The sequence below is a fragment of the Rhodococcus sp. P4_F3_2 genome (assembly GCF_056401335.1).
Map to the genome: position 1 here is coordinate 137952 of NZ_JBFUJN010000007.1, position 25707 is coordinate 163658.

The 25707-nt window shown below is 63.0% G+C and carries 29 protein-coding genes and 3 tRNA genes; 12 read left to right on the top strand and 20 right to left on the bottom strand.

Annotation, left to right across the window (positions count from 1 at the left end; genetic code table 11):
• Nucleotides 1–176: 176 nt before the first annotated feature.
• A complete protein-coding gene (locus AC1DWA_RS10050; RefSeq protein ID WP_477846674.1) occupies nt 177–1286 on the top strand; it encodes a GGDEF domain-containing protein in 1110 nt (369 codons plus the stop codon).
• Nucleotides 1287–1298: 12 nt separating this feature from the next.
• Here AC1DWA_RS10050 and AC1DWA_RS10055 read toward each other — a convergent pair whose 3' ends face one another.
• The gene (locus AC1DWA_RS10055; protein ID WP_046377779.1) at nt 1299–1754 is read right to left on the bottom strand and encodes an RrF2 family transcriptional regulator; all 456 of its coding nucleotides are present in this window, start codon (nt 1752–1754) and stop codon (nt 1299–1301) included.
• Nucleotides 1755–1883: 129 nt separating this feature from the next.
• Between AC1DWA_RS10055 and AC1DWA_RS10060 the strand changes: the two genes are divergently transcribed.
• On the top strand, nt 1884–2825 hold the full coding sequence (locus tag AC1DWA_RS10060) for a sterol desaturase family protein (protein ID WP_020905867.1): 942 nt from the start codon (nt 1884–1886) through the stop codon (nt 2823–2825).
• On the opposite strand, the gene AC1DWA_RS10065 is transcribed toward AC1DWA_RS10060, so the two are convergent.
• The 3 genes from AC1DWA_RS10065 to AC1DWA_RS10075 all read right to left on the bottom strand — a co-directional run bounded on the left by AC1DWA_RS10065 (nt 2791) and on the right by AC1DWA_RS10075 (nt 4287).
• Nucleotides 2791–3129 (bottom strand): DUF202 domain-containing protein, encoded by a 339-nt coding sequence (locus AC1DWA_RS10065; protein WP_041814532.1) that lies wholly within the window; start codon nt 3127–3129, stop codon nt 2791–2793. The two genes, AC1DWA_RS10060 and AC1DWA_RS10065, sit on opposite strands and share 35 nt — an antisense overlap.
• Nucleotides 3130–3480 carry a YidH family protein gene (locus AC1DWA_RS10070; RefSeq protein WP_477846675.1) on the bottom strand — a complete coding sequence of 117 codons (351 nt, stop codon included), beginning with the start codon at nt 3478–3480 and terminating at the stop codon, nt 3130–3132.
• A 123-nt stretch (nt 3481–3603) separates the two neighbouring features.
• Nucleotides 3604–4287 carry a YceI family protein gene (locus tag AC1DWA_RS10075; RefSeq protein ID WP_003943876.1) on the bottom strand — a complete coding sequence of 228 codons (684 nt, stop codon included), beginning with the start codon at nt 4285–4287 and terminating at the stop codon, nt 3604–3606.
• 245 nt (nt 4288–4532) lie between these two features.
• Between AC1DWA_RS10075 and AC1DWA_RS10080 the strand changes: the two genes are divergently transcribed.
• Entirely contained in the window at nt 4533–4706 is a 174-nt protein-coding gene (locus tag AC1DWA_RS10080) for a hypothetical protein (protein ID WP_003943953.1), read from the top strand.
• Nucleotides 4707–5055: 349 nt separating this feature from the next.
• On the opposite strand, the gene AC1DWA_RS10085 is transcribed toward AC1DWA_RS10080, so the two are convergent.
• The 4 genes from AC1DWA_RS10085 to AC1DWA_RS10100 all read right to left on the bottom strand — a co-directional run bounded on the left by AC1DWA_RS10085 (nt 5056) and on the right by AC1DWA_RS10100 (nt 6534).
• Nucleotides 5056–5146, bottom strand: a tRNA-Ser gene (locus AC1DWA_RS10085).
• A 56-nt stretch (nt 5147–5202) separates the two neighbouring features.
• Nucleotides 5203–5394 carry a CsbD family protein gene (locus AC1DWA_RS10090; RefSeq protein ID WP_003943869.1) on the bottom strand — a complete coding sequence of 64 codons (192 nt, stop codon included), beginning with the start codon at nt 5392–5394 and terminating at the stop codon, nt 5203–5205.
• Between the two features lie 138 nt (nt 5395–5532).
• Entirely contained in the window at nt 5533–5994 is a 462-nt protein-coding gene (locus AC1DWA_RS10095) for a nucleoside deaminase (RefSeq protein WP_003943976.1), read from the bottom strand.
• Nucleotides 5995–6534: a tRNA adenosine deaminase-associated protein gene (locus tag AC1DWA_RS10100; RefSeq protein ID WP_003943823.1), complete on the bottom strand. Its 540-nt coding sequence runs from the start codon at nt 6532–6534 to the stop codon at nt 5995–5997.
• A 48-nt stretch (nt 6535–6582) separates the two neighbouring features.
• Between AC1DWA_RS10100 and AC1DWA_RS10105 the strand changes: the two genes are divergently transcribed.
• Entirely contained in the window at nt 6583–7557 is a 975-nt protein-coding gene (locus AC1DWA_RS10105; RefSeq protein ID WP_477846681.1) for a prephenate dehydrogenase, read from the top strand.
• Nucleotides 7558–7568: 11 nt separating this feature from the next.
• On the opposite strand, the gene AC1DWA_RS10110 is transcribed toward AC1DWA_RS10105, so the two are convergent.
• Entirely contained in the window at nt 7569–8156 is a 588-nt protein-coding gene (locus tag AC1DWA_RS10110; protein WP_019746484.1) for a putative glycolipid-binding domain-containing protein, read from the bottom strand.
• A 238-nt stretch (nt 8157–8394) separates the two neighbouring features.
• On the opposite strand from AC1DWA_RS10110, the gene AC1DWA_RS10115 reads away from it, so the two are divergent.
• The 5 genes from AC1DWA_RS10115 (at nt 8395) to AC1DWA_RS10135 (ending at nt 12845) form a co-directional block, all read left to right on the top strand.
• On the top strand, nt 8395–9540 hold the full coding sequence (locus AC1DWA_RS10115) for a DNA cytosine methyltransferase (protein ID WP_174531793.1): 1146 nt from the start codon (nt 8395–8397) through the stop codon (nt 9538–9540).
• Nucleotides 9537–10412 carry a hypothetical protein gene (locus AC1DWA_RS10120; protein ID WP_019746482.1) on the top strand — a complete coding sequence of 292 codons (876 nt, stop codon included), beginning with the start codon at nt 9537–9539 and terminating at the stop codon, nt 10410–10412. Before AC1DWA_RS10115 ends, AC1DWA_RS10120 begins: the two co-directional genes overlap by 4 nt.
• Nucleotides 10413–10422: 10 nt before the next feature.
• Nucleotides 10423–10827, top strand: coding sequence for a very short patch repair endonuclease (locus tag AC1DWA_RS10125; RefSeq protein ID WP_019746481.1), 405 nt, complete (start codon nt 10423–10425; stop codon nt 10825–10827).
• Between the two features lie 10 nt (nt 10828–10837).
• On the top strand, nt 10838–11527 hold the full coding sequence (locus tag AC1DWA_RS10130; RefSeq protein ID WP_007731663.1) for a DUF998 domain-containing protein: 690 nt from the start codon (nt 10838–10840) through the stop codon (nt 11525–11527).
• A 79-nt stretch (nt 11528–11606) separates the two neighbouring features.
• The gene (locus AC1DWA_RS10135; RefSeq protein WP_069146644.1) at nt 11607–12845 is read left to right on the top strand and encodes an alpha/beta hydrolase family protein; all 1239 of its coding nucleotides are present in this window, start codon (nt 11607–11609) and stop codon (nt 12843–12845) included.
• A gap of 1 nt (nt 12846) precedes the next feature.
• On the opposite strand, the gene AC1DWA_RS10140 is transcribed toward AC1DWA_RS10135, so the two are convergent.
• The 10 genes from AC1DWA_RS10140 to AC1DWA_RS10185 form a co-directional block, all read right to left on the bottom strand.
• Complete coding sequence (locus AC1DWA_RS10140) at nt 12847–14025, bottom strand: cation:proton antiporter (protein WP_019746478.1); 1179 nt, start codon at nt 14023–14025, stop codon at nt 12847–12849.
• Nucleotides 14026–14059: 34 nt separating this feature from the next.
• Nucleotides 14060–14689: a pyridoxamine 5'-phosphate oxidase family protein gene (locus AC1DWA_RS10145; protein WP_477846676.1), complete on the bottom strand. Its 630-nt coding sequence runs from the start codon at nt 14687–14689 to the stop codon at nt 14060–14062.
• A complete protein-coding gene (locus tag AC1DWA_RS10150; RefSeq protein WP_003943915.1) occupies nt 14686–15501 on the bottom strand; it encodes an ABC transporter ATP-binding protein in 816 nt (271 codons plus the stop codon). The genes AC1DWA_RS10145 and AC1DWA_RS10150 overlap by 4 nt, the downstream gene beginning before the upstream one ends.
• Nucleotides 15498–16550: a FecCD family ABC transporter permease gene (locus AC1DWA_RS10155; protein ID WP_317558910.1), complete on the bottom strand. Its 1053-nt coding sequence runs from the start codon at nt 16548–16550 to the stop codon at nt 15498–15500. Before AC1DWA_RS10155 ends, AC1DWA_RS10150 begins: the two co-directional genes overlap by 4 nt.
• A complete protein-coding gene (locus tag AC1DWA_RS10160) occupies nt 16547–17596 on the bottom strand; it encodes a FecCD family ABC transporter permease (RefSeq protein ID WP_477916631.1) in 1050 nt (349 codons plus the stop codon). The genes AC1DWA_RS10155 and AC1DWA_RS10160 overlap by 4 nt, the downstream gene beginning before the upstream one ends.
• Nucleotides 17556–18590, bottom strand: coding sequence for an iron-siderophore ABC transporter substrate-binding protein (locus AC1DWA_RS10165; protein WP_134998571.1), 1035 nt, complete (start codon nt 18588–18590; stop codon nt 17556–17558). The genes AC1DWA_RS10160 and AC1DWA_RS10165 overlap by 41 nt, the downstream gene beginning before the upstream one ends.
• A gap of 156 nt (nt 18591–18746) precedes the next feature.
• Nucleotides 18747–19523: a helix-turn-helix domain-containing protein gene (locus AC1DWA_RS10170; protein ID WP_029537413.1), complete on the bottom strand. Its 777-nt coding sequence runs from the start codon at nt 19521–19523 to the stop codon at nt 18747–18749.
• 187 nt (nt 19524–19710) lie between these two features.
• A tRNA-Arg gene (locus tag AC1DWA_RS10175) sits at nt 19711–19783 on the bottom strand.
• A gap of 82 nt (nt 19784–19865) precedes the next feature.
• Nucleotides 19866–19957 (bottom strand) — tRNA-Ser (locus AC1DWA_RS10180).
• A gap of 96 nt (nt 19958–20053) precedes the next feature.
• Entirely contained in the window at nt 20054–20773 is a 720-nt protein-coding gene (locus AC1DWA_RS10185; RefSeq protein ID WP_046377765.1) for a dienelactone hydrolase family protein, read from the bottom strand.
• A 61-nt stretch (nt 20774–20834) separates the two neighbouring features.
• Here AC1DWA_RS10185 and hisC point away from each other — a divergent pair, with 61 nt between their 5' ends.
• The 3 genes from hisC (at nt 20835) to AC1DWA_RS10200 (ending at nt 24613) form a co-directional block, all read left to right on the top strand.
• Nucleotides 20835–21911 (top strand): histidinol-phosphate transaminase, encoded by a 1077-nt coding sequence (gene hisC / locus AC1DWA_RS10190; protein ID WP_477846678.1) that lies wholly within the window; start codon nt 20835–20837, stop codon nt 21909–21911.
• A 100-nt stretch (nt 21912–22011) separates the two neighbouring features.
• Entirely contained in the window at nt 22012–23706 is a 1695-nt protein-coding gene (locus tag AC1DWA_RS10195; protein WP_459113948.1) for a bifunctional metallophosphatase/5'-nucleotidase, read from the top strand.
• Between the two features lie 37 nt (nt 23707–23743).
• Nucleotides 23744–24613: an MYG1 family protein gene (locus AC1DWA_RS10200; RefSeq protein WP_019746470.1), complete on the top strand. Its 870-nt coding sequence runs from the start codon at nt 23744–23746 to the stop codon at nt 24611–24613.
• 20 nt (nt 24614–24633) lie between these two features.
• Here the strand turns inward: AC1DWA_RS10200 and AC1DWA_RS10205 are convergent, their stop codons facing one another.
• The gene (locus AC1DWA_RS10205) at nt 24634–25644 is read right to left on the bottom strand and encodes an alpha/beta hydrolase (RefSeq protein ID WP_435804243.1); all 1011 of its coding nucleotides are present in this window, start codon (nt 25642–25644) and stop codon (nt 24634–24636) included.
• Nucleotides 25645–25707 lie beyond the last annotated feature (63 nt).

Here is a 25707-nt window from a genome sequence, read left to right on the forward strand (position 1 = left end):
CGCGGAAACTCGAGGCGTACCTCACACTCACGCACGGCAAATGCCTGAACAGCGCGACAGAGAGAGTTGTGAGCAGCTCCACGGCGTGACGCCCACTGCCAAGTTGACGCGTGAATCAACATGGCCTGACATACTTTGCGGTGAATTAACCGCAATTTGCTCGGCGAAGGAATTTGATGGACCCGCTCCTGCACACCTGGCCGGTTTCGTCCACGGTGATGCTGTGGGGATCGAAGTCCGGACGAGGCTCCGTTCTACGTCTCGTCCGCCTCACCATCGGATTCTGCTCACTCAATTTCTCGATCGTGGCGTTCCTGTTTCTCCTCAGCGGAGAGGGCCCGGACGGACCGTTTGCGCGCAGTTGGCTCGTCGGCATTGCGACCGTCAACCTGATCCCCACGATTCTCTGGTTCGTCGGCCGAATCAGAGGTTCGCGCATGCTCAAGCTCTACGGACTGTGGGCGGATCTCGGAACTGCCTCGATTCTCATCACCTTCACCAGCCATAACGCCGCCCTTTTCGGCGCGGCACTCTTTGTCGCCACCGGCGCCTACTTCACCTATTTTCTCGATTACCGCTGGTTGGCCTTCCATCTCGCCTTTGCCACGACATTTGTCATCGCCCTGACGGTGCTCGGCCTGACGAACGGCGACTACTCGGCAACCAGCGTGATTGCACGCACGGACGTCGTACTGTGTGCCGTGATCTTCATTCCGGCCACGATTCAGTTCACTTGGCGGCAATTACTCGCGCGCGCAACGGGATCCAAGGTGGATGCACTCACCGGACTGCTGAACCGGCGAGGGCTGTGGGACATGTCGGAGCGCATCTGGTCGGTCGCGTCGGCAAATCGTGCCGACATTGCTGTTGCCGTCGTCGACATCGACAAGTTCAAGGCTGTGAACGACACCTTCGGTCACGAAGTCGGTGACGCCGTCATCATCCGGACCGGAACGCGCCTGCAGGAGCATGTGAACGGTTTCGGCTACGCCGCGCGCACCGGCGGCGAGGAGTTCACCGTTGTGATGATCGGCACCCCGTACGGACTTCGCAAAAGAATCGCGACACTGCCCAAAGCCGTCGTGAACGCTTCCGACGACCCATTGGCCACGGTGAGCGTCGGAGCAGCGACGCTACCTTTCATCCCTCATCAGGAAGAGTTCGACTACAACGAGTTCTCCCGAGCAATCGTTGCGGCCGATCATCTGATGTACGACGCAAAATCCGCGGGAGGCAACACCGCGAACACTGCTCCTATGACTGTTCCGCGTCGACGGGCACACTGAAACCGGGCTGTATCAGCGCCGATTCCACGCCTCGGGATCTGCCGTCAGTTCGTGAACGAACTCGGGCAATTCTCCACCTGCAACATCGGTGAGTGTGACATTTTCGAGCACAGCACGGAGGTTGACGCGCACTGCAATCCACACCTCCTTGAGGGGCGTCGCCGGCCCCCCGTAGTCGACGTCTTCCGGTCGCTGACCTCGAATCGAAGCAAGCGGGCCTTCGACGGCTCGTATGACGTCGGCAATCGTGATCTCGTCCGCGGACCGAGCGAGCCAGTATCCCCCGTCCGGGCCTCGACGGCTGTTGACCAAGCCGCCGCGCCGCAGGTCCGAGAGCACCGCTTCCAGGAACTTGTGGGGTATGACCTGGGATTTGGCGAGAAACTCGGCCTTGGCCGGGTCAGGACCTACTGCCGCGAGCTCGACCAGAGTCCGCACGGCGTAGTCCACCTTCGCGGTGATATGCACCGGCAATTCCTACCATCCTTCTATGAATAGTCGCAACAAACCCTGCAAGATCTTCGCAGCAAAGGGTTCCCTGACGTTACATTTTGGTGCATGATGTAACGATCGAAGCTAGAGAACAGGACAAATCGCGTGTGGGAAACCCTTCTCGAATCATGGAAGTCACTTCTCGAACCGCTCCATGATCCAGTCACGCTCGCAATTCCCGCGTTTGTCATCTTCCTGGCAATCGAATGGTTCGCGGCCCGCGCTCTCGAGGATCATCCCGACGACGCCGACGGACGCGCACGGCCCGCGGAAGGCGGCTATCGAAGCGTCGACGCCAGAACCAGCGTTCTGCTCGGACTCGTGTCGATCGCAACCAGCACCTTCTGGAAAGTGCTGGCGCTGATCGGCTATTCCGCAATCTGGGTGTACCTCGCTCCGTGGCACCTCTCGCCGACGGCCTGGTACACCTGGGTGATCCTGCTGCTCGGAATCGACGTCCTCTATTACGCGTATCACCGCATCGCGCACCGAGTGCGAGTCATCTGGGCCACACACCAGGCTCACCATTCGAGTGAGTACTTCAACTTCAGCACCGCACTGAGGCAGAAGTGGAACAACAGCGGTGAGATCATCATGTGGTTGCCGTTGCCGTTCCTCGGGATTCCGCCGTGGATGGTGTTCGTCGGCTTCTCCGTCAGCCTCGTCTACCAGTTCTTCGTCCACACCGAACGTGTCGGAAAACTTTGGCGGCCCATCGAATTCATCTTCAACACGCCGTCGCACCATCGCGTCCACCACGGCTCCGACGCCGAGTACCTCGACCGCAACTACGCCGGAATCCTCATCATCTGGGACCGGATGTTCGGGACCTTCGCAGCCGAAACCCACCGGCCCACCTACGGACTCACGACGCCGGTCGGAACGTACAACATCTGGAAGCTCCAAACACGCGAATACGCTGCCATCGCTCGCGACTGGAAAGCGTCGAAGTCGTGGCGCCAGCGCGCAGGCTACGTGTTCGGCCCACCCGGCTGGGCACCGAAAGCCGAGGTCACGTCAGCAGAATCCACAGCCCCGTCGCACTGAGTAGGAGCAGGGCGACCGCGAGAGCAGCACCCATACCCAAAGCAGGCGTTGCCTTTTCGGCCGAAAACTGGGCCAACCGCCTGGGCCGCGACCGACGTTCGTAGACCGTCACCGCGACGACAAGCACGGCAGCGAGGGACGGGCCGATCAGTGCTACCGAACCGAACGGCGGCAACCATCTCAAACAGGCGGCAGACAAGCCGAGGATCGACAGACTCGTCCGCACGAACGAGAGCGATGTGCGCTCGGACTGCAAGCCCTTGTCCGGAGGCTTGACACCTTCCGACGGTTCCAGCGCGGTCAATCAGTTCACGACCTCGACCACCAGGACGGTCGCGCAGATCACCAGCACGATGCCGACCACCGGCGCCATGAGCGGCACTGGCAACGAGCGCTCAGCACGCAGCGCTCGCTCGGCACTGATCCAGTGGACAAAAGAAGTGATGGCGATCAGAGCGCCGCCGACGAGCAACAACGCGGCCAAGCCGGATCGAACCGTCGGATTGAGAATGTCGCCGCCGAACGCTTCGAGTCCGACGCCCGACGCGACGAAGGCCGTTGCAGTGCGGATCCAAGCCAGATATGTCCGCTCATTGGCGAGCGTGAACCGTGGATCGGGGTCTTCGCCCGTTCGGAACGGTCTCCACCGGGGCATCACCTGTTCATTCCGTCCGGGCAGAGATCGCACACTGCCTTCGGAGCGGACAAGAAGAAAGGAAGGTCATGTCCTTAATCTTCCCTGCCCGCCCCGAAGCAGTGCGAATCGGGTGGACGTAATTCAGCTCGCGGCGAGTGAGACCAGGAAGTCCACCGAGCCGCTGCCGTCGACGGTGACGAAACCGAGGGACGGAGGCTCGACTCCGAAATCGGTCCAGGTGACCGGAATCGAGCCCGATGCGATCAGCGAATCACCCGAATGCAGCACGGTCATGTCGACCGACACCGGCTTGGACTGACCCTTGAGCGTCAGCGTTCCTGACACCGTGACCGTCGCCGTTGTTCCGTCCGTCGGTACAGCAGACAAGTCCACCGGCGAGTCGATCGTGAACGTCGCCGTCGGATACGTGCTGGTATCCATCACATTGCCCGTGAACTGGCCGTCGCGCCGATCCGAGTCGGTCTTGATGCTTGCCACCTGCACCGTTACTTCGCCGGAAGTGAGCTTTTCACCCTCGACAACCGCGTTTCCGCTCACCTCGCCAGTGGTTCCGACGACGGTCACACTCGATCCGTTGAGAATCTCGTGCACGGTGTACCCAGCTGCCGTCTGGTTGTCCCCTTGCCCGGCGACGACGGTCCATTGCCCGTCGATCGATCCGGACGCCGCCTCCGCGCCCTCAGTGGACACCACGGCCGCCGGTGCATCGTCTTCAGCGATGAACTTCCCGTACGCCCACGGCCCCACGAGCAGGGCGAGTACGACCACAACTACTGCTCCGCCGATCCACCAGATCTTTTTCATGGGCTCGACGATAGTTGCAGCTTCAACAGTTGTCAGGACTTACGACCTGGGAGAACCCTGTGAAAGTGCTCCACGACCACCGAAGGCGAGCCACATCTACAGCCATTAGTAATCATTTGGTAAAGTCGACTGTGCATTCCGGCCCCCAGCCTGGAATGCCTGGGCCGTGCGCATCGAATCATGCATCGATCCCGATGCGCACGGTCTGCCCGAAACACGAATCACACCGATCGAGGGAGCTCGCGATGGCGGACCTGACGCTCCTGACCGACGACGAGTTACGCGAGCGTCGGATCGCCCTCAGTCGATCCCTCACTACCGCAGCAGATTTGATCCCCACCCCGCCACCCTCGTTCTTCGAGAAGCTGAAGCAGGACATCGATGCCGCCGCTGCAGAGTGGATCGCCCGCCGCTCCTGAACTTCGTCAACCTGGGAATGTCCACCGGAGGACGGCCCCTCCCCCATAAGACTGAGTGCGGCTTCCGATCTCCTCCGAAGTCCAGCGCTGTCCTCGTCCGAATGACGGATTTCTGCTCAATCCGAACGATTGTTTCTCGATTGCGGAATAGGTTCACGACGACGGATCCGCCCGGCGGCCGATCAGGTCTGTGTGTCGAACCCTCTCAGCCTCGACATGCATGGACGCGGGCTTCGACCTGGCCGGTCGTCCGATGGTCCAGTCGGAGCGTGTCCGTCCCCGACAGTCGGCAGCATCCGGGACCCATCCACAAAAAAGCTCCCCACCTGCGTGAACAGGTGGGGAGCTTTGGCGGTGGCGGAGGGATTTGAACCCTCGGACGGGGGTTACCCGTCACACGCTTTCGAGGCGTGCTCCTTAGGCCGCTCGGACACGCCACCGTTGGTGACTTTACCGGATGGAGTGCCCGTGGCTGAAATCGCCAGGTGGAGCGGTATTACGTAAGCTTGTCCTTGATGCTGGAAGCGGCGTCCTTGACCTTCTCGCCTGCATCCTTGACGGCCGATTTCACCTGGTCGCCCTTGCCTTCGTTTTCGAGGTCCCGGTCACCGGTAGCGCTGCCAGCAGCTTCCTTGGCCTTGCCCCCGAGGTCTTCGGCCTTGTTCTGAGCCTTGTCTGCGATTCCCATGAGTACTCCTCTGTGAACGCGAACGAATCGCCTTCCGACGATCCGCCGATGCCCTGACGGCATCTGCCTCCACCATGCCCTCGATTGATGGATCCGGCTACCCGAGTGTGCGATCACTCTCGATGGGGAATACCGAATTCAGGCCCGCTGCTCGCGGAAGAAATCTTCCAAAAGCCCAGCGCATTCGTCCTCGAGGACCCCGCCGCGCACCTGCGGCCGATAGGTCAATCTTTTATCTCGAACTACGTCCCATAATGATCCGACGGCTCCGGTTTTCGGCTCCCACGCCCCGAAAACGACCCGAGAAACCCGGGCGAGGACCAGAGCGCCCGCACACATCGTGCATGGCTCGAGGGTCACGGCAAGCGTCGCACCTTCCAGGCGCCAGCCGTCACCGTAGGTTTTTGCGGCAGCACGCAACGCGAGGATTTCGGCGTGCGCGGTCGGATCGGACGACGCTTCCCTGGCATTGGAGGCCCGAGCAACTTCGACGCCGTCTGCGTCGAACACCACTGCCCCGACCGGGACGTCGGCGTCGGAGGCGGAACGTGCGGCCACGATGGCCGCACGGATCATGCGCTGGTCGTCAGCGAGAGTCATCTAGCGCGGGAGCTTGTCGAGCGCTGCGCCGAACTCGGATGCGAACCCGAGTCGCTGCGCGATCATCCCCAACTGCTCGTCCGGATAGAGATCGGTCTCGGCCGCGATGACGGCGAGCACGGGTTCCGGCAGGCCCAGATCGGCCAGCACGGACAGATCGCCCTCTTCCCAGGGTTCGACATCGTCGAGGTCGTCCGGGTCGATGTCGGGGATCTCGATGTGCAAGGCGTCGAGGACGTCGGCTGCGATGTCGTAGTCGATGGCRGCGGTCGCGTCGGAAATCAGCAACTGCGTGCCCGACGGCGCCGGACGCAACACGATGAAGAACTCGTCGTCGACGTCGAGAAGACCGAAGACGGCACCCGAACTTCGCAGCTCACGCAGCTGCGTTTCGGCGGCCGAGAGCGAGGTCAACGCGTCGGGCGTCAGTGCCTTGACCGTCCAACGCCCCTCTTCACGGACCACCGCGACACCGAAGCCTTCAAGCTCCTCCGACTGGTTCGAAGAGGCGCTCTTGTTACCCGCGCGCTGTGCACCCATGGCGCAACGGTAGCCCGCCTGGTGCCAGTGAGTGAAGTCCGAGCATCGATGTGCCAACCTGAACTCGTGTCTGCGATCGATTCCGCCCCACCAGTCTGCGTTCTCGGCCTCGGATTGATCGGCGGTTCGCTACTTCGCGCCGCCGTCCGATCCGGCCGCCGGGCGTGGGGTTACAACCGTTCCAGCGAGTCCGCCGACGCGGCCCGAGCCGACGGTTTCGACGCCGACACCGATCTGGTTTCAGTGCTGCAGAGAGCAAACGAAAGCGGCGCGATCATTGTGATCGCCGTGCCGATGCCTGCCGTCGACGCCACCTTGGAGGCAATCGCCGCGCATGCGCCCGACAATCCGATCACGGACGTCGTCAGCGTCAAGGGTGAAGTGAAGGCCGCGGTCGAACGAGCGGGCTTGAGCGCCAAGTTCGTGGGCGGTCATCCGATGGCGGGGACGTCAGCTTCGGGTTGGGCGGTCGGGGATGCCGATCTGTTCGTCGACGCGGTATGGGTTGTTGCCACCGACAACGGCGTCGACGCAGATGTGTGGTCGCAGGTCGCCGACCTCGCGCTCGACTGCGGCTCGGTGGTAGTGCCGGCCGAATCCCTCGAGCACGATCGAGCAGTCGCGCGAATCTCGCATCTGCCTCACCTGCTCGCGGAAACGCTTGCGATCACCGGAGCTGCCGGCGGCGAACTGGCTCTCGGGCTGGCTGCTGGGTCATTTCGCGACGGCACCCGCGTGGCCGGGAGCGCTCCTGGCCTGGTGCGGGCGATGTGCGAGGGCAACCGCGACGCCCTGCTGGTCGCGCTGGACGAGGCGCTCGACCTTTTGCAGGGTGCACATACCGATCTGCTCGACAACCACTCGACGGCACGGCTGGTGGACGCGGGGTTCGCTGCGCGCGGAGCGTACGAGTCGCACGAGCGGTGGGACATCGAAGACGTTCAGGTCGGAGAACCCGACTGGATCGAGCGGATGCGGGACGCCGGTCGACGCGGTGGTGTCATCCGGCGATCCGAAACCTAGAAGTACGAAACCTAGATTCGAGTTGCCAGACCCGGGTAGTCGAGGACGAAGCCTTCGGTATCGACGGCCAGCGTCGAGCTGGACACCGGGGACAGCACACTGATTCCGTCGGTGCCGCTGCTGTAGGTGATGGTCGCACCCTCGACGCGCAGGTCGAGAAGGTTGACGTAGACGACCGGGACCTCGGCGTCTTCGATGTCGTTCTGCAAGCCGACGCGGCGGATGGGCAGCGTGTTGAAGAACGGGCTGAGGATCACGTCGACATCGAGTGCGCCATCGAACGCAGAGCGCTGGTGACTGGCGCCGTTCTCGACCATCCAGGTGCCTTCTTCGTCCCGGCTGATCGACATCTGACGCTCACCGGCGGCCAGGGCGGTCCGCACCGACAGCCTGCGGGTGATGCCGGCCTCGTCGGTGACCAGGTCGTATGACGCGCTGAATGCAGGGTGCTCACTGCAGGCTCCACCGATGATCCGGCCGGAAGCCTTGATGCGATTTCCGTTCAGCTGCACACGAACAGACTCCATACGAGGAGCGTTGTGGGCCTGCCAGGTCAATACCGCGGGCCAGGACGCGTCACCGGAAGGTTGGATGCTCACCCGACCACGGTAATGGACGAACGGGCGCGGAGCACCGCTGGTTCGGGTTATTGCTTCGATCAGGGACCTTTTAGGGACTTCGATCGGCCCCGAAGATCTCGATGTAAGGCGTTTCACAACGGTTCTTCCGTAAGGAGCACCCCGCAGACCGAATAGTTGGCAAACGGTGTCGGAGTTCTCGAGTACCGTGCTTCTAGGTCGGTTCGTGAGGAAGGGTGCTGTGACGTCGTCGCGGAGCATGGTGGGTTTGTTTGCCGGTATCGGCGGGCTCGAGTTGGGGCTCTCGGAACATGGGTGGAACACCGAACTGCTGTGTGAAATCGATCCGGGCGCCCAGGCAGTTCTCCGTTCGCGTTTCGCCGACGTGCCGTTGCACGGCGACGTCACCAAACTGCGCGCGCTGCCCAGCGACATCGAATTGGTGGCCGCCGGTTTCCCCTGCCAGGACCTCTCTCAGGCCGGCAAAACGGCGGGCATCACCGGCGCACGCTCAGGCCTGGTGGACGAGGTGTTCCGTCTGGTCAAGCGCAAGAAAGGCCCGCGCTGGCTGTTGATCGAGAACGTTCCGTTCATGCTGCAACTCGGCAAGGGCGCTGCCATGCGGCACATCACCGACGCTCTCGAAGACCTCGGATACACCTGGGCATACCGGGTGGTCGACGCCCGCGCCTTCGGACTCCCCCAGCGCCGCCAGCGCGTCATCATGCTTGCCTCGCGCACGGACGATCCTCGCGAAATCCTGTTCGGCCAGGACGCCGGCGAGCGCCTGGGAGGTGATCCCGCGGACTACCCCTGCGGCTTTTACTGGACCGAAGGCACCCGCGGACTCGGATGGGCCGTCAATGCCGTGCCGACGCTCAAGGGCGGCTCGTCCGTCGGCATCCCCAGCCAGCCGGCGGTCCGGTTGCCGTCCGGTGAGATCGTCACTCCCGGCCTCGTCGACGCCGAACGCCTGCAGGGTTTCGATCCCGACTGGACGCTTCCGTCCGTCGAGGTTCCCGGCCTACGCCACAGCCACCGATGGAAGCTCGTCGGCAATGCCGTGAGCGTGCGGATGGCGTCGTGGGTCGGTGGCCGGCTGAACGATCCCATCGAATACGACGCCGCGGGCGAGACGCCACTCGAACCGGGCGACGCGTGGCCGAGTGCGGCGTGGGGCCGTAACCGCCAAGCCTTCCGCGTCCATACCTCGACCTGGCCGGTCCAGTACGACTACGAGGATCTGAGTGGCTTCCTCGAGGACACGCGGTTGCTGTCGGCGCGGGCCACGGCCGGCTTCCTCAAGCGCGCACGCATGGGCAATCTTCGGTTCATCCCCGGTTTCATCGAGGACGTCGAAAGCCATCTCGAGCGGATGGGCGGATACCCCGAGGCCGCGGCATGACGGAATCACTGTTCCCCGAACCTGAAACGCTATTCCCCGAACCGCTGTTTTCCGAGCCGGAACACGAACCACTGTGGAGTGCACTGCAACTCGCGGGCGACAAGCCTCCGGCCGACGCCGATCGCGGCGAGAAGAAGAACTACGCCCAGCGACTCTCCAATCAACTGGCACAGACGGTGGCCGACGCTCTGCGTCCGCTGTATCCCAACATCACCCCGACAGCGTCCGGCGAAGGCCAGGAGGCAACCGTTGATGTCGCCAAGGGCCGAAAGCGCTTGGACGTCAAGGCACTCGACCCCACTCTCGGCCTGATCCTCTGCGTCTCCATCAAGACGTACAACTTCCAGGACTACAGTCCCCGCAGCGGAAAACTTGGACGGTGGACCAAGAACATCGTCCGCAACGACCACGAATTGCGTGGCGAGGCAATGGTTCTGCATCAGCGTCAGCCGTACAGCGTGTTGGTCGCCGTCATGTTCGAGCCGTACGCCACATGCGACGACGGCGACCCGACCAAGACCAGCGACACCGGCAAATCCTCTTTTGCACACCACGTCACGACGCTCTCGAAGCGCTCGGGCCGGGGCAAGCGCGCAGTGGTCGGCGTTCCAGGAAAGGCCTGGGTGGATCTCGGCGCCGAGGACACCCGCTACGACCTCTTCGAGAAGGTCTACATCGGACTCTACGAACCCGATGGCGCGGTTCGGTTCTTCGACGTCGACGAGCCGCCGCCGCGCAACGGCCGGCCCACCGAAGCTCAGACGCTCTCGTTCACCGACTTCGTGACCGTCGTGCACGGTGAAGTGGAGCGTCGCAACAGGTTTGCGCCCACCTGGTCCGATCCCGAAGACAGCGACGATTCCGACGGCTGAGGGAACCACGGTGCCTGCGACGGATCCTGCCACCAGCGCTCGGATGAGCGCTCAGCGTCGGCGCGACACCAAACCTGAAATTGCACTTCGACGCGAGCTTCATCGGCGCGGACTCCGGTACTTCGTGGACCGGGCGCCTGTCAAAGGTGTTCGCCGACGCGCTGATCTGGTGTTTCCGCGCCGCAAAGTCGCGGTGTTCGTGGACGGATGCTTCTGGCACAGCTGCCCGCAGCATGCGACGTTTCCCAAGAACAACGCGCAGTGGTGGACGGACAAGTTGGCCGCCAACGTGGTTCGAGACCGCGACACCGATGCACGTCTGGCAGAGCAGGGTTGGACCGTCATCCGCATCTGGGAGCACGAAGATCCGCTGGTAGCAGCCGAACGCGTCCAGAAAGCCCTGCTCGGTCCGTAAGCTCGATTTCGTGAAGGAACGCAACGTTGCGCGGTGGGGTTTGGTGGCTGCGCTGGCTCTGGGCGGAATTGTCTACTCGTCGTGGATTCTCGAATTCTTCCTCGACACCGGCCTCGACCCGGTGACATCGTTCCTCAGCGAACTCGATGCCGAGAACCAGAAATACCGTGACGTCTTCGGCAATGCCGACGTCCTGTCCGCGATCTTGATGTTGATCTCCGGAGCGCTGGGTCTGCTGATCACGCCCAGGCGCAGGCTCTACGTCACGGGCTGGATTGCACTTGCAGTGTTCGGCATCGCCACAATCGCCGACGCGTCGTTCCCTCTCGAATGCTCGGGTGAGGGCTGCCCGTCGAGCGCACCCGACGGCCTACTTCCGCAGCTTCACCACGTTCACGCATTGACGAGCAGCGTGGCGGTGTTCGCGATCTTCACCGCGATGATCGCATTCACCGTGGGAGCGTTCAGGTATCGCGAACACCCTTCTTTGCGGACGACGGGTCTGACCATTTTGATCCTGACTTCCCTTGCGACGGTGTGGATGTTGACGACCAACAGCATCGAAGTCTCCGGCGGCGGTAATCTCGGACTGGGTATCGCTCAACGCGCACAGGTGCTGGGGATGTCGTTGTGGTTGTGCACCCTGGCATTTGCGATGTCGAGGCCGCCATCCACCGGGCTCCCGGCGTCGCCACGCTGACAGGTTTTCCGGCAACCGATTCGGGCGATCCTGGAACTACAACTGAAAATGGCTGCCCCGAACTAGCGAAGGTGTGCCCATGTCTCTCGCGTCGTCGTTCTTCGCCCATCCACACCAGGCGTTCACTGCCGGTTTCTACCGCAACGAGTCCTTCGACTTCGAGCTAAGAGTCGTTCTCGGGCAAGCCACCTACGGCGCGGCAGATACCGGCGAAGTGCTCTCGGCCATCGCTCATGTCGGCGAGAAAGACCTCGAGGGCTGGTACGAGGCCTGGTTCGACCTCGGCACACGAGTATTCGGGCAGGCCGATGAGGCAGCCGCGGCCGGGCATTCGCGAAGCGCGTCCAACGCGTACCTGCGGGCGGCGTCGTACTTCGGTGTGGCGATCAACGCCGTAGACGGTCTCAGCGACGATTCGGTTCTGGTCCCCACTTTCAAACGTCACCGACAAGCGTGGGACCGCTTCGTCGACACCACCGCCCAGCCCGTCGAACGCGTCCGGATCCCTTACGAGGACACCTACTTGCCCGGGTACTTCTTCCGGCCGCCCGGCGACGTGCGACGGCCGACGTTGATCATGGTGAACGGTAGCGACGGCCCGATCAGCGGACTGTGGGGCAGCGGCGGCGCCGGAGCGCTCGAGCGGGGCTACAACGTGTTGATGTTCGACGGACCCGGTCAGCAGTCGATGCTCTTCGAGCGCAACATCCCGTTCCGTCACGACTGGGAAGCCGTCATCACGCCCGTCGTCGACTATCTCGTGGACCGGCCGGACGTCGATGCGTCGAAGCTGGCGATGTACGGGATCAGTCAGGGCGGTTACTGGGTGCCGCAGTCGTTGGCGTTCGAGCATCGGATCGCGGCAGCGATCGCCGATCCGGGGGTCGTGGACGTGGCCGCGTCGTGGCTCGCCCATATCCCCAAGAACATGCAGAAGCTGCTCGACGAGGGGAAGGCGGAGGCCTTCGACCGCGACATGGCGATGGGGATGAAGTTCTCCAAGGACACCGCCCGGATCTGGCGCTTCCGAGCGCGTCCGTACCTCGCCGACGGCTACTACAACACTCTCGCCGAGGTTCGGAAGTACCACCTCGAACACGTCGCCGGCTCGATCTCCACTCCCCTGCTCATCACCGATCCGGAAGGCGAGCAGTTCTGGCCCGGTCAATCCAAGCGGCTTGCCGCCCTATCCGGCGGACCGACGACGGTGGTTCCCTTTACCGCTGCCGAGGGCGCGAACTTCCACTGCCAGCCCATGGCGAGGCGTCTGACGGATCAGCGAATGTTCGACTGGCTCGACGAGCAGTTGGATCTCTGAATCAGGACACTTTCTCCTTTTTCGTCAAGAGAGTGGCGAGCATCGGCAGCAGTAGAACGGTGATCGCACCGGCCGCGACAAGAATCGACGCGTTGTCCGAGGACATCTGATGCGCGTCGACGGCAGCGCCCGTGACCGCCACGATCATGGGCAGACCGGTAGCCCCGTACAACGCGACTTGCGCACTTTCGCGCGTGGTGAAGGGCGGCTCGACCTTCTCGAACTTGGTCACGAAGAACACCGGCACGCCGCGGACGACAACGATCAGGATCAGAAACGCAATCAGTATGCCGGGACTGGCGGCGACCGCCGAGACGTCGATTGCCATGCCTGAAGTGATGAAGAAGATCGGGATGAGGAACCCGAAGGCGATCCCGTCGAGCTTGATCTCGAGGCGCTCGTCGCCCTCTGGCATCAGTCGCCGCAGGATGAAGCCGGCGGCAAACGCGCCGAGAATGACGTCGAGTGAGAACACGGCCGACAGCACTCCGAGGCTGACCAACAACAGAACGGTGAGGCGGACCGTCGTCTGCGCCGTGGTGTCCGCTCCTGCCCGCACCAGCCGATGTGTCCACGAGCCTTCGTGAATCAGCTTGCCGGGCAGCACCGCCACGACGATGGCGATCAAGGCGAAGACGGCAAGAACGATCAGCGACAGGACGGCACCACGGGCACTCAGCAGCACCGCCATCGCGACGACCGGCCCGAGTTCGCCGACGGCCCCGTGATTGAGGACCGTCTTGCCCAAGCGTGTGTCGAGGAGTTTGTTGTCCTTGAGGATCGGCAACAGCGTGCCCAGTGCGGTCGACGTCATTGCGATGGCAACAGCGGCTTCCGCGGAGATCACGTTCCTCATGCCAAGCAGCGCGACCACCGTGAACGCCAACGCGAGGCAGAACAGCCACGTGTAGAGCGCTCGACGTCCGCCGCGCCCACTGAGTTCCTGTCGATCGATCTCGTAGCCGGCGAGCAGGAACAGCATGCCGAGGCCGAGTTCGCGGAGGATTCCGATCGCTTCGCTGTCAGCGGCGATGTTGAGGGCGAACGGCCCGACCACGGCGCCCGCGACCAGTAGCAACACCACTTCGGGAACCAGTCGACGCGGGATCAAGCCCGCGACTATCGGCGCGATGGCCGCGATCAGCGCAATCCAGAACAGCGACGAGGCAATTGAAGGCACGGATCATTATCGGACATAGGTGACGGATCTGCGCTCAGTACAGGTACTTGCGGTACGCCTCCTGCCGAGCCGGCTCCAGATCCTCGACCAGCAGGCTGTGCTGCTCGGCCATCATGTCGCGCAGACTCGGTACGTCATCGGATGCGGGCCACGTCGACGGATCCCACAGCTTCGCCCGCAGAATCGCTCTCGCACAATGGAGATACGCCTCGTCGATCTTCACGATCACAGCAAGCTGTGCCGGCTTGCCGTTCATCGCCATCGAGTCCAGCAGATCAGGATCGGTGGACAGAGTCGCCGTGCCGTTGACGCGCACGATCTCGTCGTGCCCGGGCGCGAGAAAGAGGATCCCCACGTGAGGATTTTCGATCATGTTCCGGTACGAGTCAGCGCGCCGGTTGCCCGGACGATCCGGGAGCACGAGCGTCTTCTCGTTAGGAAACAGAACCTGACTGACCAAGTCTCCGCGCGGCGAGCAGTCGCAATTTCCAGCCGCATCGGATGTCGCAAGCACAAAAAACCGTGCCTGCTCGATGAATTCACGGATCAACGGAGTGGTGTAAGCGGTCTGCTTCTCCATGATCGTCGGATGGGGCTGTCCGAGAATCGCATTGAGTTGTTCCACGGATTCGATCCGCCCGCCCGGGGCGTTCGACGCCGTCACGTCAACACGTCGTCGAGAACGTGGTGGCGCCCGAGCGGCAACACCAACGGCTTACCCGAGATGGGGTCGGGGATGATTCGGCTCTCGAGACCGAAAACGGTGCGGACGTTGTCACTGGTGAGCACCCCGGCAGGATCACCCGCCGCGTAGACCCGGCGATCGGCCATGGCGACGAGGAAGTCGGCGTAGCGGGCGGCGAGATTAAGATCGTGCAGAACCATGACAATCGTTGTACCCCGAGTCCGGTTCAGGTCGGTGAGCAGGTCCAAGACCTCAACCTGGTGGCTCACGTCCAAGAAGGTAGTCGGCTCGTCGAGAAGAAGCAGATCGGTTTGTTGGGCGAGCGCCATCGCAATCCACACACGTTGGCGCTGACCACCGGAAAGCTCGTCCACCGATCGTTCGGCCAATTCGGTTGTGTCCGTTGCCGCAAGCGCCTCGGCGACGGCGGCGTCATCCTCGCGACTCCACCTCGACAGCACCCGCTGATGTGGATGCCGACCACGGCCGACGAGATCGGCGACAACTATCCCTTCCGGTGCGATCGGTGACTGCGGCAGCAGACCGAGCGTGCGAGCGAGCTTCTTCGCGGGTAGGCGATGAACATCCTTGCCGTCCAACAGAACATGACCGCTTCGGGGACTGAGTAGCCGCGACATCGACCGCAGCAGCGTCGATTTGCCGCACGCGTTGGCGCCCACGATGGTCGTGATCTTTCCCGGCGGCACCGCGAGGTCGAGCGATTCGACGACGGTCCGTCCTCCGTAACCGAGTTCGAGGTTTTCGACAGTCAGAGTATGGGATTCGGTCACAGCGAACCTCCCGTTCGGTTGGAGCGAATGATGAGGTAGACGAGATACGGCGCTCCCAGCGCGCCAGTCACCACGCCAACGGGGTAGCGGGTGCCGAAGGCGTACTGTCCGCAGAAATCGGCAACTAGCACCAGCAGCGCTCCGACCAGCGCCGACGGAATCAAAAGTGATGTTCCCGGACCGACGATGCGGGCGGCGATGGGCCCTGACAGAAATGCGACGAAGGCGATGGGCCCCGCAGCGGCAGTGGCAAAGGCGATGAGTCCGACGGCCGCAATGATCGTCAGAATGCGCGTTCGTTCCACTCTGACGCCGAGCGCTTGTGCTGCGTCGTCACCGAGCTGGATGGTCGAAAGGTTGCGCGATTGGCTCAGCAGCACAGGTCCGAGGACAACCAGCGCCAGGAGTACGGGAACCGTCGAACCCCAGTTGGCACCGTTGAGGCTGCCGGTGAGCCAACGCATCGTCTCCTGCAGATCCCACGCGGCGGCGGTACTGAGCAGGTAGGCGGTGACGCTGTCGAGCATCGCGGCGATGCCGATACCGATCAGGATCAGCCGAGTGCCTGCTACACCGTCTCGGAAGGACAGAACGTAGATCAAGACTGCGACGCCCAGACCGACAGCGATGGCGAAGATCGAGACCTGCGAGCCGCCGAGCGAAAGCGAGATGATCGCGAAAGCCGCTGCAGCGCTTGCGCCGGAGCTGATCCCGATGATGTCGGGGCTCGCGAGCGGGTTGCGCAGCATCGTCTGGAACGTGATGCCACCCAAGCCGAAACAGATTCCGGCGACCACAGCGAGGACAGCGCGAGGCAGCCGGAGGCGGCCGACGGTGAACGAGGCACCAGGTACTTTCTCCCCCAGCACGACGCGAAGCACATCTGACGGCGGGTAGAAGGTTTTTCCCACCATCAGAGTGACCGCGAAGGAGGCGACGACGAGGACCGTCAGCACGGCAATCACGATGCGGCGGCGTCTACCTCGTCGGATACGGCTTGCTCCGACTGCGTCGACCTCGACTTCGGGAGTAACGAATGTAGTGGTCACAGCTCACGTATTTTCTGACGGCGGACTATGTAAATGAAGAAGGGCGCTCCGACGAGCGCGGTGATGATGCCGACGTCGATTTCGCTCGGCCGGGCGACAATTCGTCCGAGAATGTCGGCGGCGACGAGAAGGCCGGCACCTGTCAGCGCACAAAACGGTAGTAGCCAACGGTTGTCAATCCCGATCAGCAACCGGCACAGATGCGGGACAACCAAACCGACGAAGCCGATCGGTCCGGCAATGGCAGTGGCTGCACCGCAGAGCAACACTGCACCGAGCGCTGCCACTGCACGAACCACCGCGACGCGTTCGCCGAGACCTGACGCAACCTCGTCGCCGAGCGCAAGAGAGTTGAGACTGCGCGCTGACAGCAGACAGATCACGAAGCCGACAATGAGGAAAGGCAGACCCTGCCGGATCACCTCGAAACTCGCGCCACCGACGCCGCCGATCTGCCACGAACGAATGTTGCCCGCAATATCGTTTCGCGGCAGCATGATCGCAGTGATGAACGAAGCAAACGCAGCCGATGTTGCGGCCCCGGCAAGAGCCAACTTGAGTGGCGTGGCTCCACCTCGCCCGAGTGACCCGACTACGTAGACGAACAATGCCGCCCCGGCTGCACCGAGTACGGCCACCCAGATCATGCTGGTCTGGGTCCACAATCCGAACCACGCCATTCCGATCACCACGGCGAGCGAAGCGCCCATGTTGACGCCCAGGATTCCGGGATCCGCCAAAGGGTTTCGGGTAATCCCCTGCATCACCGCGCCGGCAAGACCGAGCGCAGCACCCACGATGATCGCGAGCACCGTCCGCGGAATGCGCTTGGCAATCGCACCCTGACCGATGTTGTCAGTGGAACCGCCAAGTGCGGCAACGATGTCGGACCAATCGACCTCACGAGAGCCGATGACGATCGAGGCGCACATGAGCACGGCGAGGACCACGAGAAGGGCGATCAGCCACAGCGAATTGCCGAACGTCGGGCGCCGCGTATCGCAGTCACTCCGACTTTCCAGCAGCCCCGGCGAGCAGATCGACATAGTCGCCGAGTACCCACGAAATGGCGAGCGGAGTCGGGTTGGCCGCCGTTCCCATCGGCCCGGTTCCGTTGAGGAAGACGATCGAATTGTTGGCGACGGCAGGCATCTGCGAGAGCAGCGGGTCAGCCTTGAGTGCGTCGACAAGTGCCTGGTCACCGTACGTGACGATCAGTTCGACGTCGTCGAAGACGTCCACACGCTCGGCACTGACCTTCTTCGAGAACTCACCACCCGTCGAGGCGTCGGCAACGCTCTTCGGCGTCGAAAGTCCGAGGTCCTCGAAGAACGCGGCGCGTGTGTCGTTCGCAGTGTAGAAGCTGACCTGACTCAGGTCGGCAGTGTCGACGTGCGTCAGGAACATTGTTGCTTTGCCGGCAAGCTGCGGATGTGAGGCAACCTCGTCGGTGATCTCCTGCTCGATGGTGGAGATCAGTTCCTGCCCTTCGGATTCCATGCCGAGGCCCATGCTGTTGAACTTGATGACGTCACGCCACGACGTCGCCCACGGCCCCTCGGGATACGCCACCACCGGAGCGATCTCACTGAGAGTGTCGTAGTCCTCCTGCGTCAATCCGGAGTACGCGGCAAGAATGACGTCAGGGTTCGTATCGGAGACGGCTTCGAAGTCGATGCCGTCGGTCTCGTCGAAGAGCACCGGCGGCTTCGCGCCGAGGTCGTCGAGCTTTTCCTCGACCCACGGCAGCATTCCGTTGCCGTTGTCGTCGCCGAACGTCGCCGCTGCCATTCCGACGGGAACCACGCCGAGAGCAAGGGGCACTTCGTGATTGGCCCAGGCAACGGTGGCAACTCGCTCCGGCTTGGCGTCGATCGTCGTAGTTCCGAAAGCGTGCTCGATCGTGACGGGAAAGGAGCTGGATCCGCTTCCGGCGCTGCCGCCGTCGGCGGTCTCCGAGGAGTCGGAACTGCAAGCTGTCATGCCGAGGGCGACTGCGACCGCTGCTGCGGCCACCGCCAAGAAGCGTTTTGAACGCATGAAAACAGAACTCTCTCGAGAAGGGGTACGGCCCTCAACCCGGCTCAATCGGGCACTTAGGTGAGGTTTGCCTAAACCGTATACGGGAGGGCAATGTGGCGCAATCGCGTGTTTGGGACAGCCCCTGTAGCGATCGAGACAAGGTGTGATGGCCGATCAGCTAGCCCGGAACATCCCTGGTGTGGCCCCGGTGGTGCGCCGGAATGCCGCACCGAACGCACTGGTCGAGTGGTAGCCCACGCGCTCGGCAACCTCTTGCAGATCCAAGCCGTGTGCAAGAAGCGTCACCGCCCGTTGGGCGCGCACCGCTGACACCCACTGCCCGAAACTCATCCCGGTCTCCGACCGAAATACCCGGGTGATGGTTCGCGGGCTGACGCCGAGGAGCCTTGCCCAGTCGGACAGCGTTCGCATGTCACTCGGATCGTCACCGATCGCGTCGACGATGGGTTGCAGAAGCGCCGAGTCCGGCACCAGAACCAGCAACTCGTTGGGTGACGGCGCCAGTACGTCGATCACCATCTGCTCTGTGAGCGAGCGCGAAGAGGTTCCGAGTGAATCGTCTGCCAGTCGCTCGAGGAGGTTCCGCAGCAGCGGAGTCACCTCGATCGCCACCGGCACGTCGGACAGAGACGGAACCGATGCGATGTCGAGCTGAGCGGCCCGATACCAGGTTCCAGCGGGCGCGATCGCCGAGTGCAGGACGCCGGCGGGCATCCACAGACCGACGGTCGGGGTGATCGTCCACGTGCGCGATCCCACCGTGGCGCTCGACGCTCCTCGCTCGTTCCACAACAATTCGTGGGTCGGGTGCGAGTGCGCCTCCCACCGGGTCTCGCGGGAGACAAGCTCGTCCATGCCCGCGATGACAAAGGGCACCTCGACCGCCCCGGCCGAGTAGACCGGGAGCGTCCGACTGTCGACGGTCTCCAACGGGTTCTCCTCGGTTCGCGCGGCTGCTCCGGAGAAAGCATAGGTCGCGGGGATCGGTTGTTGGTTCCTACGATCGCGAGGGTCACCGACCGAAATTCGCGGAGGTGACGTCACACACACTCAGAAATCGCGAATGCACCACAACAAAAAGAAGGCCACAGACCGGAGTCTGTGACCTTCTTTCTTGTGCGCCCGAAGGGATTCGAACCCCTAACCTCTTGATCCGTAGTCAAGTGCTCTATCCGTTGAGCTACGGGCGCATGTTCTGTTGTCTTGCTGGTCTTGCGTGTCTTACCGTCGTAATTTCTATCATTTCTAACCCGCCGGTCAAAATCACCGGCTTGGCGGAGGCGAGAGGATTTGAACCTCCGGTCCCTCGTAAAAGGGACAACTCATTAGCAGTGAGTCCCATTCGGCCGCTCTGGCACGCCTCCCTGGGGGTTCCGATCCTTTCGGACCGCCGGATCGAAAGATTACACACCCTTCGCCACCAAAGGCAAAACGCGTGGTCAGCGCCCTGATTTGTCGGCTTACCGCAGGTGGCTGTCGAACCAGTCGAAGATCCGGGTCTGAGCTTCGACGATCGAAGCCGAGCCAGGGTCGTCGAGGTCGGCGTCCTCGGACAGCTGTGGCGGCTCGTCCGCCCGGTGAGCCAGTCCGGCGTAGCTGACCACCAGTGTCGCGACGTCGGCCTTCGCGGTCGCTTCCCGGAGCAGAGTCACGTGCTCACGCGGCGTGCTGGGATCGTCCTCGCCRTACAGCGCCAACCACGGCGCCTGCAGGGAAGTGGCCGCGTCGACGAGCGCCTGAGCATCCACCGACAAGGCTTCGACGATTCCCCGGGCGGCGACGCTCACCGCGGCACCGACGGGACGGCTGGTGGCCACGAGCATCGCGGCGGTCCCGGCGTCGTCGAATCCGAGCACCCCGATGGTGTCCGCGAGAACTTCGCGCCCGACGAGCCAATCGAGCGTCGCGTCGAAGTCGGCGAAGAGGTTGTCACCGAACACCTCGCCCTGCATGTGTTCGGGTTCGCGGTGGAACAGGTGCGGTGCGACGCTCACCCACCCTTCGCCGGCGAGCGAACACATCAGATTCAGCAGAGCCGGGCTGAACTGGCGGGCTTCATGCAGGACGACGATCCCGCCCCGCGTCGGGCCGTCCGGCTCCACCACCGTCAGCGGAACAGCCGTGGCGACCTCCCCTTCGGCTCCGCGCAGATACGCGGTGGCCCGGAAGATTTCCGACATCTTCTAACTCTGACACGCAGACGGCCGCTACGCACCAAATCGGTGCGCGCATAATCGACTCGTGACCGCACACATTCGCCCTGACCTCGCCTCCATCCCCGCCTACGTTCCCGGACGCAATTTTCCGGGTGCGATCAAGCTGGCGAGCAACGAAACGACCGTAGGGCCGTTGCCCGGTGTGCGTGACGCCGTCGCCGACGCGGTCGCCAATGCCAACCGCTACCCGGACAATGCCGCGGTCGCACTCATCGAGGCGCTGGCCAGCTTCCTGAAAGTCGAGCCGGCCAACGTCGCCGCTGGTTGTGGCTCCGTGACGCTGTGCCAAGAACTCGTGCAGATCACCTGCGATCAGGCTGACGAGGTCATCTACGCGTGGCGGTCGTTCGAGGCATACCCCGTGGTCACCCAGGTCGGCCATGCCGTCTCGGTCAAGGTTCCGCTGACCGAGGACTTCGGCCACGACCTCGACGCGATGCTGGCCGCGATCACGGATCGCACGCGGTTGATCTTCGTGTGCAACCCCAACAACCCGACCGGCAACGCGCTGTCGAAGGCAGAGCTCGAGAGCTTCCTCGACGCGATCCCGACGCACGTCGTCGTCGCACTCGACGAGGCGTACTTCGAATACTCACGCTCGGACGCCGACGGCATCGAACTGTTCCGCAGCCGCCCCAACGTGGTTGTTCTGCGCACCTTCTCGAAGGCGTACGGCCTCGCGGGAATCCGCGTGGGTTACGCAGTCGCGGATCCGGAGATCATCGTGGCCCTCGGCAAGGTGCACACCCCGTTCACCGTGAGCGCTGTCGCGCAGGCCGCCGCAATCGCTTCCCTGGCTGCAGCAGACGAACTGCTTGCCCGCACCGAAGGCGTCATCGCCGAGCGGACGCGAGTGCGCAGTGCACTGATCGAAGCCGGGTACACCGTCCCCGAGTCGTCGGCGAACTTCGTCTATCTCCCCCTCGGAGAGCTCTCCCCCGGTTTCGCCGAGGCGAGTACCGAGGCGGGCATTCTGATCCGTCAGTACGGCGTCGAGGGCGTCCGGATGACCATCGGCGATCCACACGAGAACGACGCGTTCCTCGCTTTCGCGAACACCGACGTCGCGAAGCAGGCTGCGGGCATCGGCGTCACCGCGTGACACTCGATACATAACTGTTACGCCGAGGACTGGAATTCGTTTCGGCGGACGGGCACACTCAGGGAGGTTCGAGGCCGGTCCGAGTGAGGGAGCACGACGCATGACGCGACGCATGACACGAACGTGTGCCGTGCTCGCAACGACCCTTCTCGCCACCACCGCGACCTCCCTGAGTGCCGTCGCCACCGCCGAGTCCCAGGACACGGTGTCGGTACGTCTGTTGGCCTTCAACGATCTGCACGGCAGCCTCCGCCCGCCGGAAGGCATTCGCAGCGAGATCAGGCAGGCCGACGGCTCGCTCACCCCCGCAGGTGGCGCGGCGTATCTCGCGGCATACGTGACGCAACTTCGCAGCCAAGCCACCAACTCGCTGCTGTATTCGGTCGGTGACAACTGGGGATCGTCGGCATTGGAATCGGCGATGTTCAACGACGAACCGACGGTCGAACTGCTGAATCGGATGAAGATCGACGCTTCCGCGATCGGCAACCACGAACTGGACAAAGGGCTCGCCGAGTTCCGTCGTATGCAGTCCGGCGGTTGCTCCGCCGTCGACGCGTGCACGTTCAGTCCGTCCTTCGGCGGCGCCAACTTCCCTCTGATGGCCGCGAACATGACGTACACCAACGGCACTCCGGCCACGCTGCCCTTCACCGTGAACATGGTCGACGGCATTCCGCTCGGAGTCATCGCGATTTCCCCCGCCAACACGTCGCAGATCGTCACACCGGGCGGGATCGCCGATCTGCAGTTCGGCGACGAGGTCGAAGCGATCAACCGCACCGCCGATGTCCTCGACTTCTTCGGCGTCAAAGCCATCACCGTTCTCCTGCACCGTGGGGACGAACCGGCCGTCGAAGGTGGGCCCAACGACTGCAACGTCGAGTCCGGCCCGGCCCGCGACATCGCTCTTCGTGCCTCACCGAAGGTGGACGTCATCTTCACCGCCGACAGCCACCAGCAGTACAACTGCGAATTCCCTGATCCCGCAGGCAATCCCAGAGTCGTCATGCAGGGCGCTTCGCACGGCCGGATCGTGTCCGTCGCCGACGTCACCATCGACCGCAACACACGCGAGGTGGTTCGCGATCAGACGTCCGCTTTCAATCAGATAGTGACACACGATATTTCGCCGGATCCCGATATTCAGGCTCTCGCCGACCGGGCCTGGTCGGAGGCGTCGGAAAGCGCTCAGCGACCGGTGGGGACCATCACCGCCGATCTGACACGGGATCGCGTCCCCAGCGGTGAATCGACACTCGGCAACCTGGTCGCCGACGCTCAACTCGCGGCCGGATCGACACGAGGCGCTCAACTCGCGTTGACGAACCCGGGCGGTATGCGCGAGGACTTGGACTTCGGCACTTCCGGCCAGGTCACCTACCGCCAGGCCTACGGTGTTCAACCGTTCGGCAACAGCCTCGAAGTGCTCTCCGTCACAGGAGCGGTGTTGAAGGACGCTCTCGAACAGCAATTCCAGATCGACCTCGACGGCACCGCTACCGAGCGCATCCTCTCCCCGTCCGCGGGCTTCACCTACGCCATGGACCGGCGAGCAGCGCCGGGCTCGCGAATCTCGGAAATGCGCTTGAACGGGCAGGACATCGCCCCCGACGGCGTCTACAGCGTCGTGGTGAACAAGTTCCTCGCCGAGGGCGGGGACGGTTTCACCGCACTGAAGAACTCCACCCAGATGACCGGCGCGGGCAACGACCTCGACGCCTTGACTGCCCTGTTCGCAGCCGGGTCCCCGGTCTCGCCGCCTGCCACCGATCGCATCCGCACCGTCGGCTGAATAGGCATCCCCCCGCTCGATTGCCTAGTCTCGACGGGTGATCATCGCGACCCATAACGGCAAGTTCCATGCAGACGACGTCTTCGGCGTATCGCTGCTCAAGCAGCTGTACCCCGACGCCACCGTCGTTCGCAGCCGTGACGAGTCCGTCCTCGACAGTGCGGACATCGTGCTCGACGTCGGCGGTCGCTACAACCCGGCCGAGGGTCGCTTCGACCATCACCAGCGCGATGCCGGCGAGCGCAGCAACGGCATCCTGTACTCCGCTTTCGGTCTGCTCTGGCAGGAATACGGCCTGCAGTTCTGCGAAGGCGACGCCTCCGTTTTCCGCCGAATCGACAGTCGTCTGGTCGAGGGCATCGACGCCGTCGACAACGGCCAGGAGATCTACACCCTCAACGACTACGGCACCAAGCCTTTTGATCTGTCGTCGGTGCTGGACCTGTTCAATCCGATCTCGTCCACCGACGAAGAGTTCGACACCCAGTTCGAGCTGGCCGTGGTTCTCGCAACTCAGGTCTTGATTCGCCTGCGCGCCAAGTACGCCGGCGACGCTGCAGCCGAGCGCGAGTTCACCGAGACCTACGAGAAAGCAACGGATCCGCGCTTCGTCGTGCTGGAACGCTTCGTTCCCCACGGCCGCGCCGCGTCGGCCCAGCCAGAACTTCTGTTCACCATCTTCCCGAACACCAACGGCGGCTGGTCGATTCAGACGGTCAAGCCCGCTGACTCCAAGTTCGGTTCACGAAAGCTGTTGCCGGAGCCGTGGCGCGGCCTGAACGGCTCGGACCTTGCCGCCGAGACGGGCGTCGACAGTTCGGTCTTCTGCCACAAAGCTGGGTTCATCGCGGCTGCGCAGACCCGTGACGGCGCCCTCCAGTTGCTCGAACTGGCACTGGCCGAGTAGTTCTCAGCTCACAGCCCAGTTCACATTCCCAGGGCGGTCTTCACTGTCGGCCAGGAATCTTGAAGCGCGTCTTGCCAGTACGGCCATGAATGGGTGCCGACGTTTCGATACGCGAACACTGCGGGAATCGACAACTCCCCTAACCTCGCCTCGAACAGTTGCGTGCACGTGTTTGCCAGTGCCTCGAGCGGCCCGCCTTCGATGGCCGTCTGCAGGCCGCCCGGGGTGAAAATGTTGTCGTATTCTCCGGGTGCGCCCGTGCCCGAGGAAACGTAGATCGTCTTTCCTCGCAGCGTTTCAGCATTGGTGGACGGGTCGTGCTTTTGCCAGTCGGGGTCCGATGACGGGCCCCACATGTTGGTGGCGTCGCCTGCCTTACTGGCCACGGTGAGCCGCACGGAATCCTGCGAAGACGACTCGGAGTTGTCGAGACAGCCACTGTACGAGGCTAATCCGGTATAGAGCTTCGGGTGATGTGTGATGAGGTTGGCCGCGCCGAGCGCACCCATGGACACCCCGCCGACCACATTCATCCCATTTCCGGAAAACGCAGAATCGATCAACGCCGGAAGCTCTTCAGCGAGAAACGATTCCCACTTGTTCACACCGAGGTTCGGATCGTCGTTCTTCCAGTTGGTGTAGAAACTGCCGGTACCGCCAACAGGGAGAACGACGTTGACGTTCTTGTCGGCGAAAAACGCTTCGATGTCGGTCTTTTGAGTCCAGGTGCTTTCGGAGTATCCGGATTCCGAACCGGCACTGACGCCGTCGAGTAGGTAGAAGGACGGACGCGAACCGGCGCTCGACGCTGGATGCAGAACCTGCACTTGCACCTCGCGCCGCATAGCCGGCGAATCGACGAACACGGCGCTACGAGTGGGCGACAATTGCTCGATGCGATTGATGTGAGCCCCGGTCTGACCTGTCAGATCTCCTGGTGGATTTTCGGGCGCCGGTTCGGCATACGCCACTCCGCCCACAACAAGCGCGAGCACGACCAACACAATCCCGACAAACCCAAATCTCCGCACCCGTCAAGCGCCCCCTGAGCATCGCACGACTATCGCTAACCCTCGATTGGACAGGACGAACGT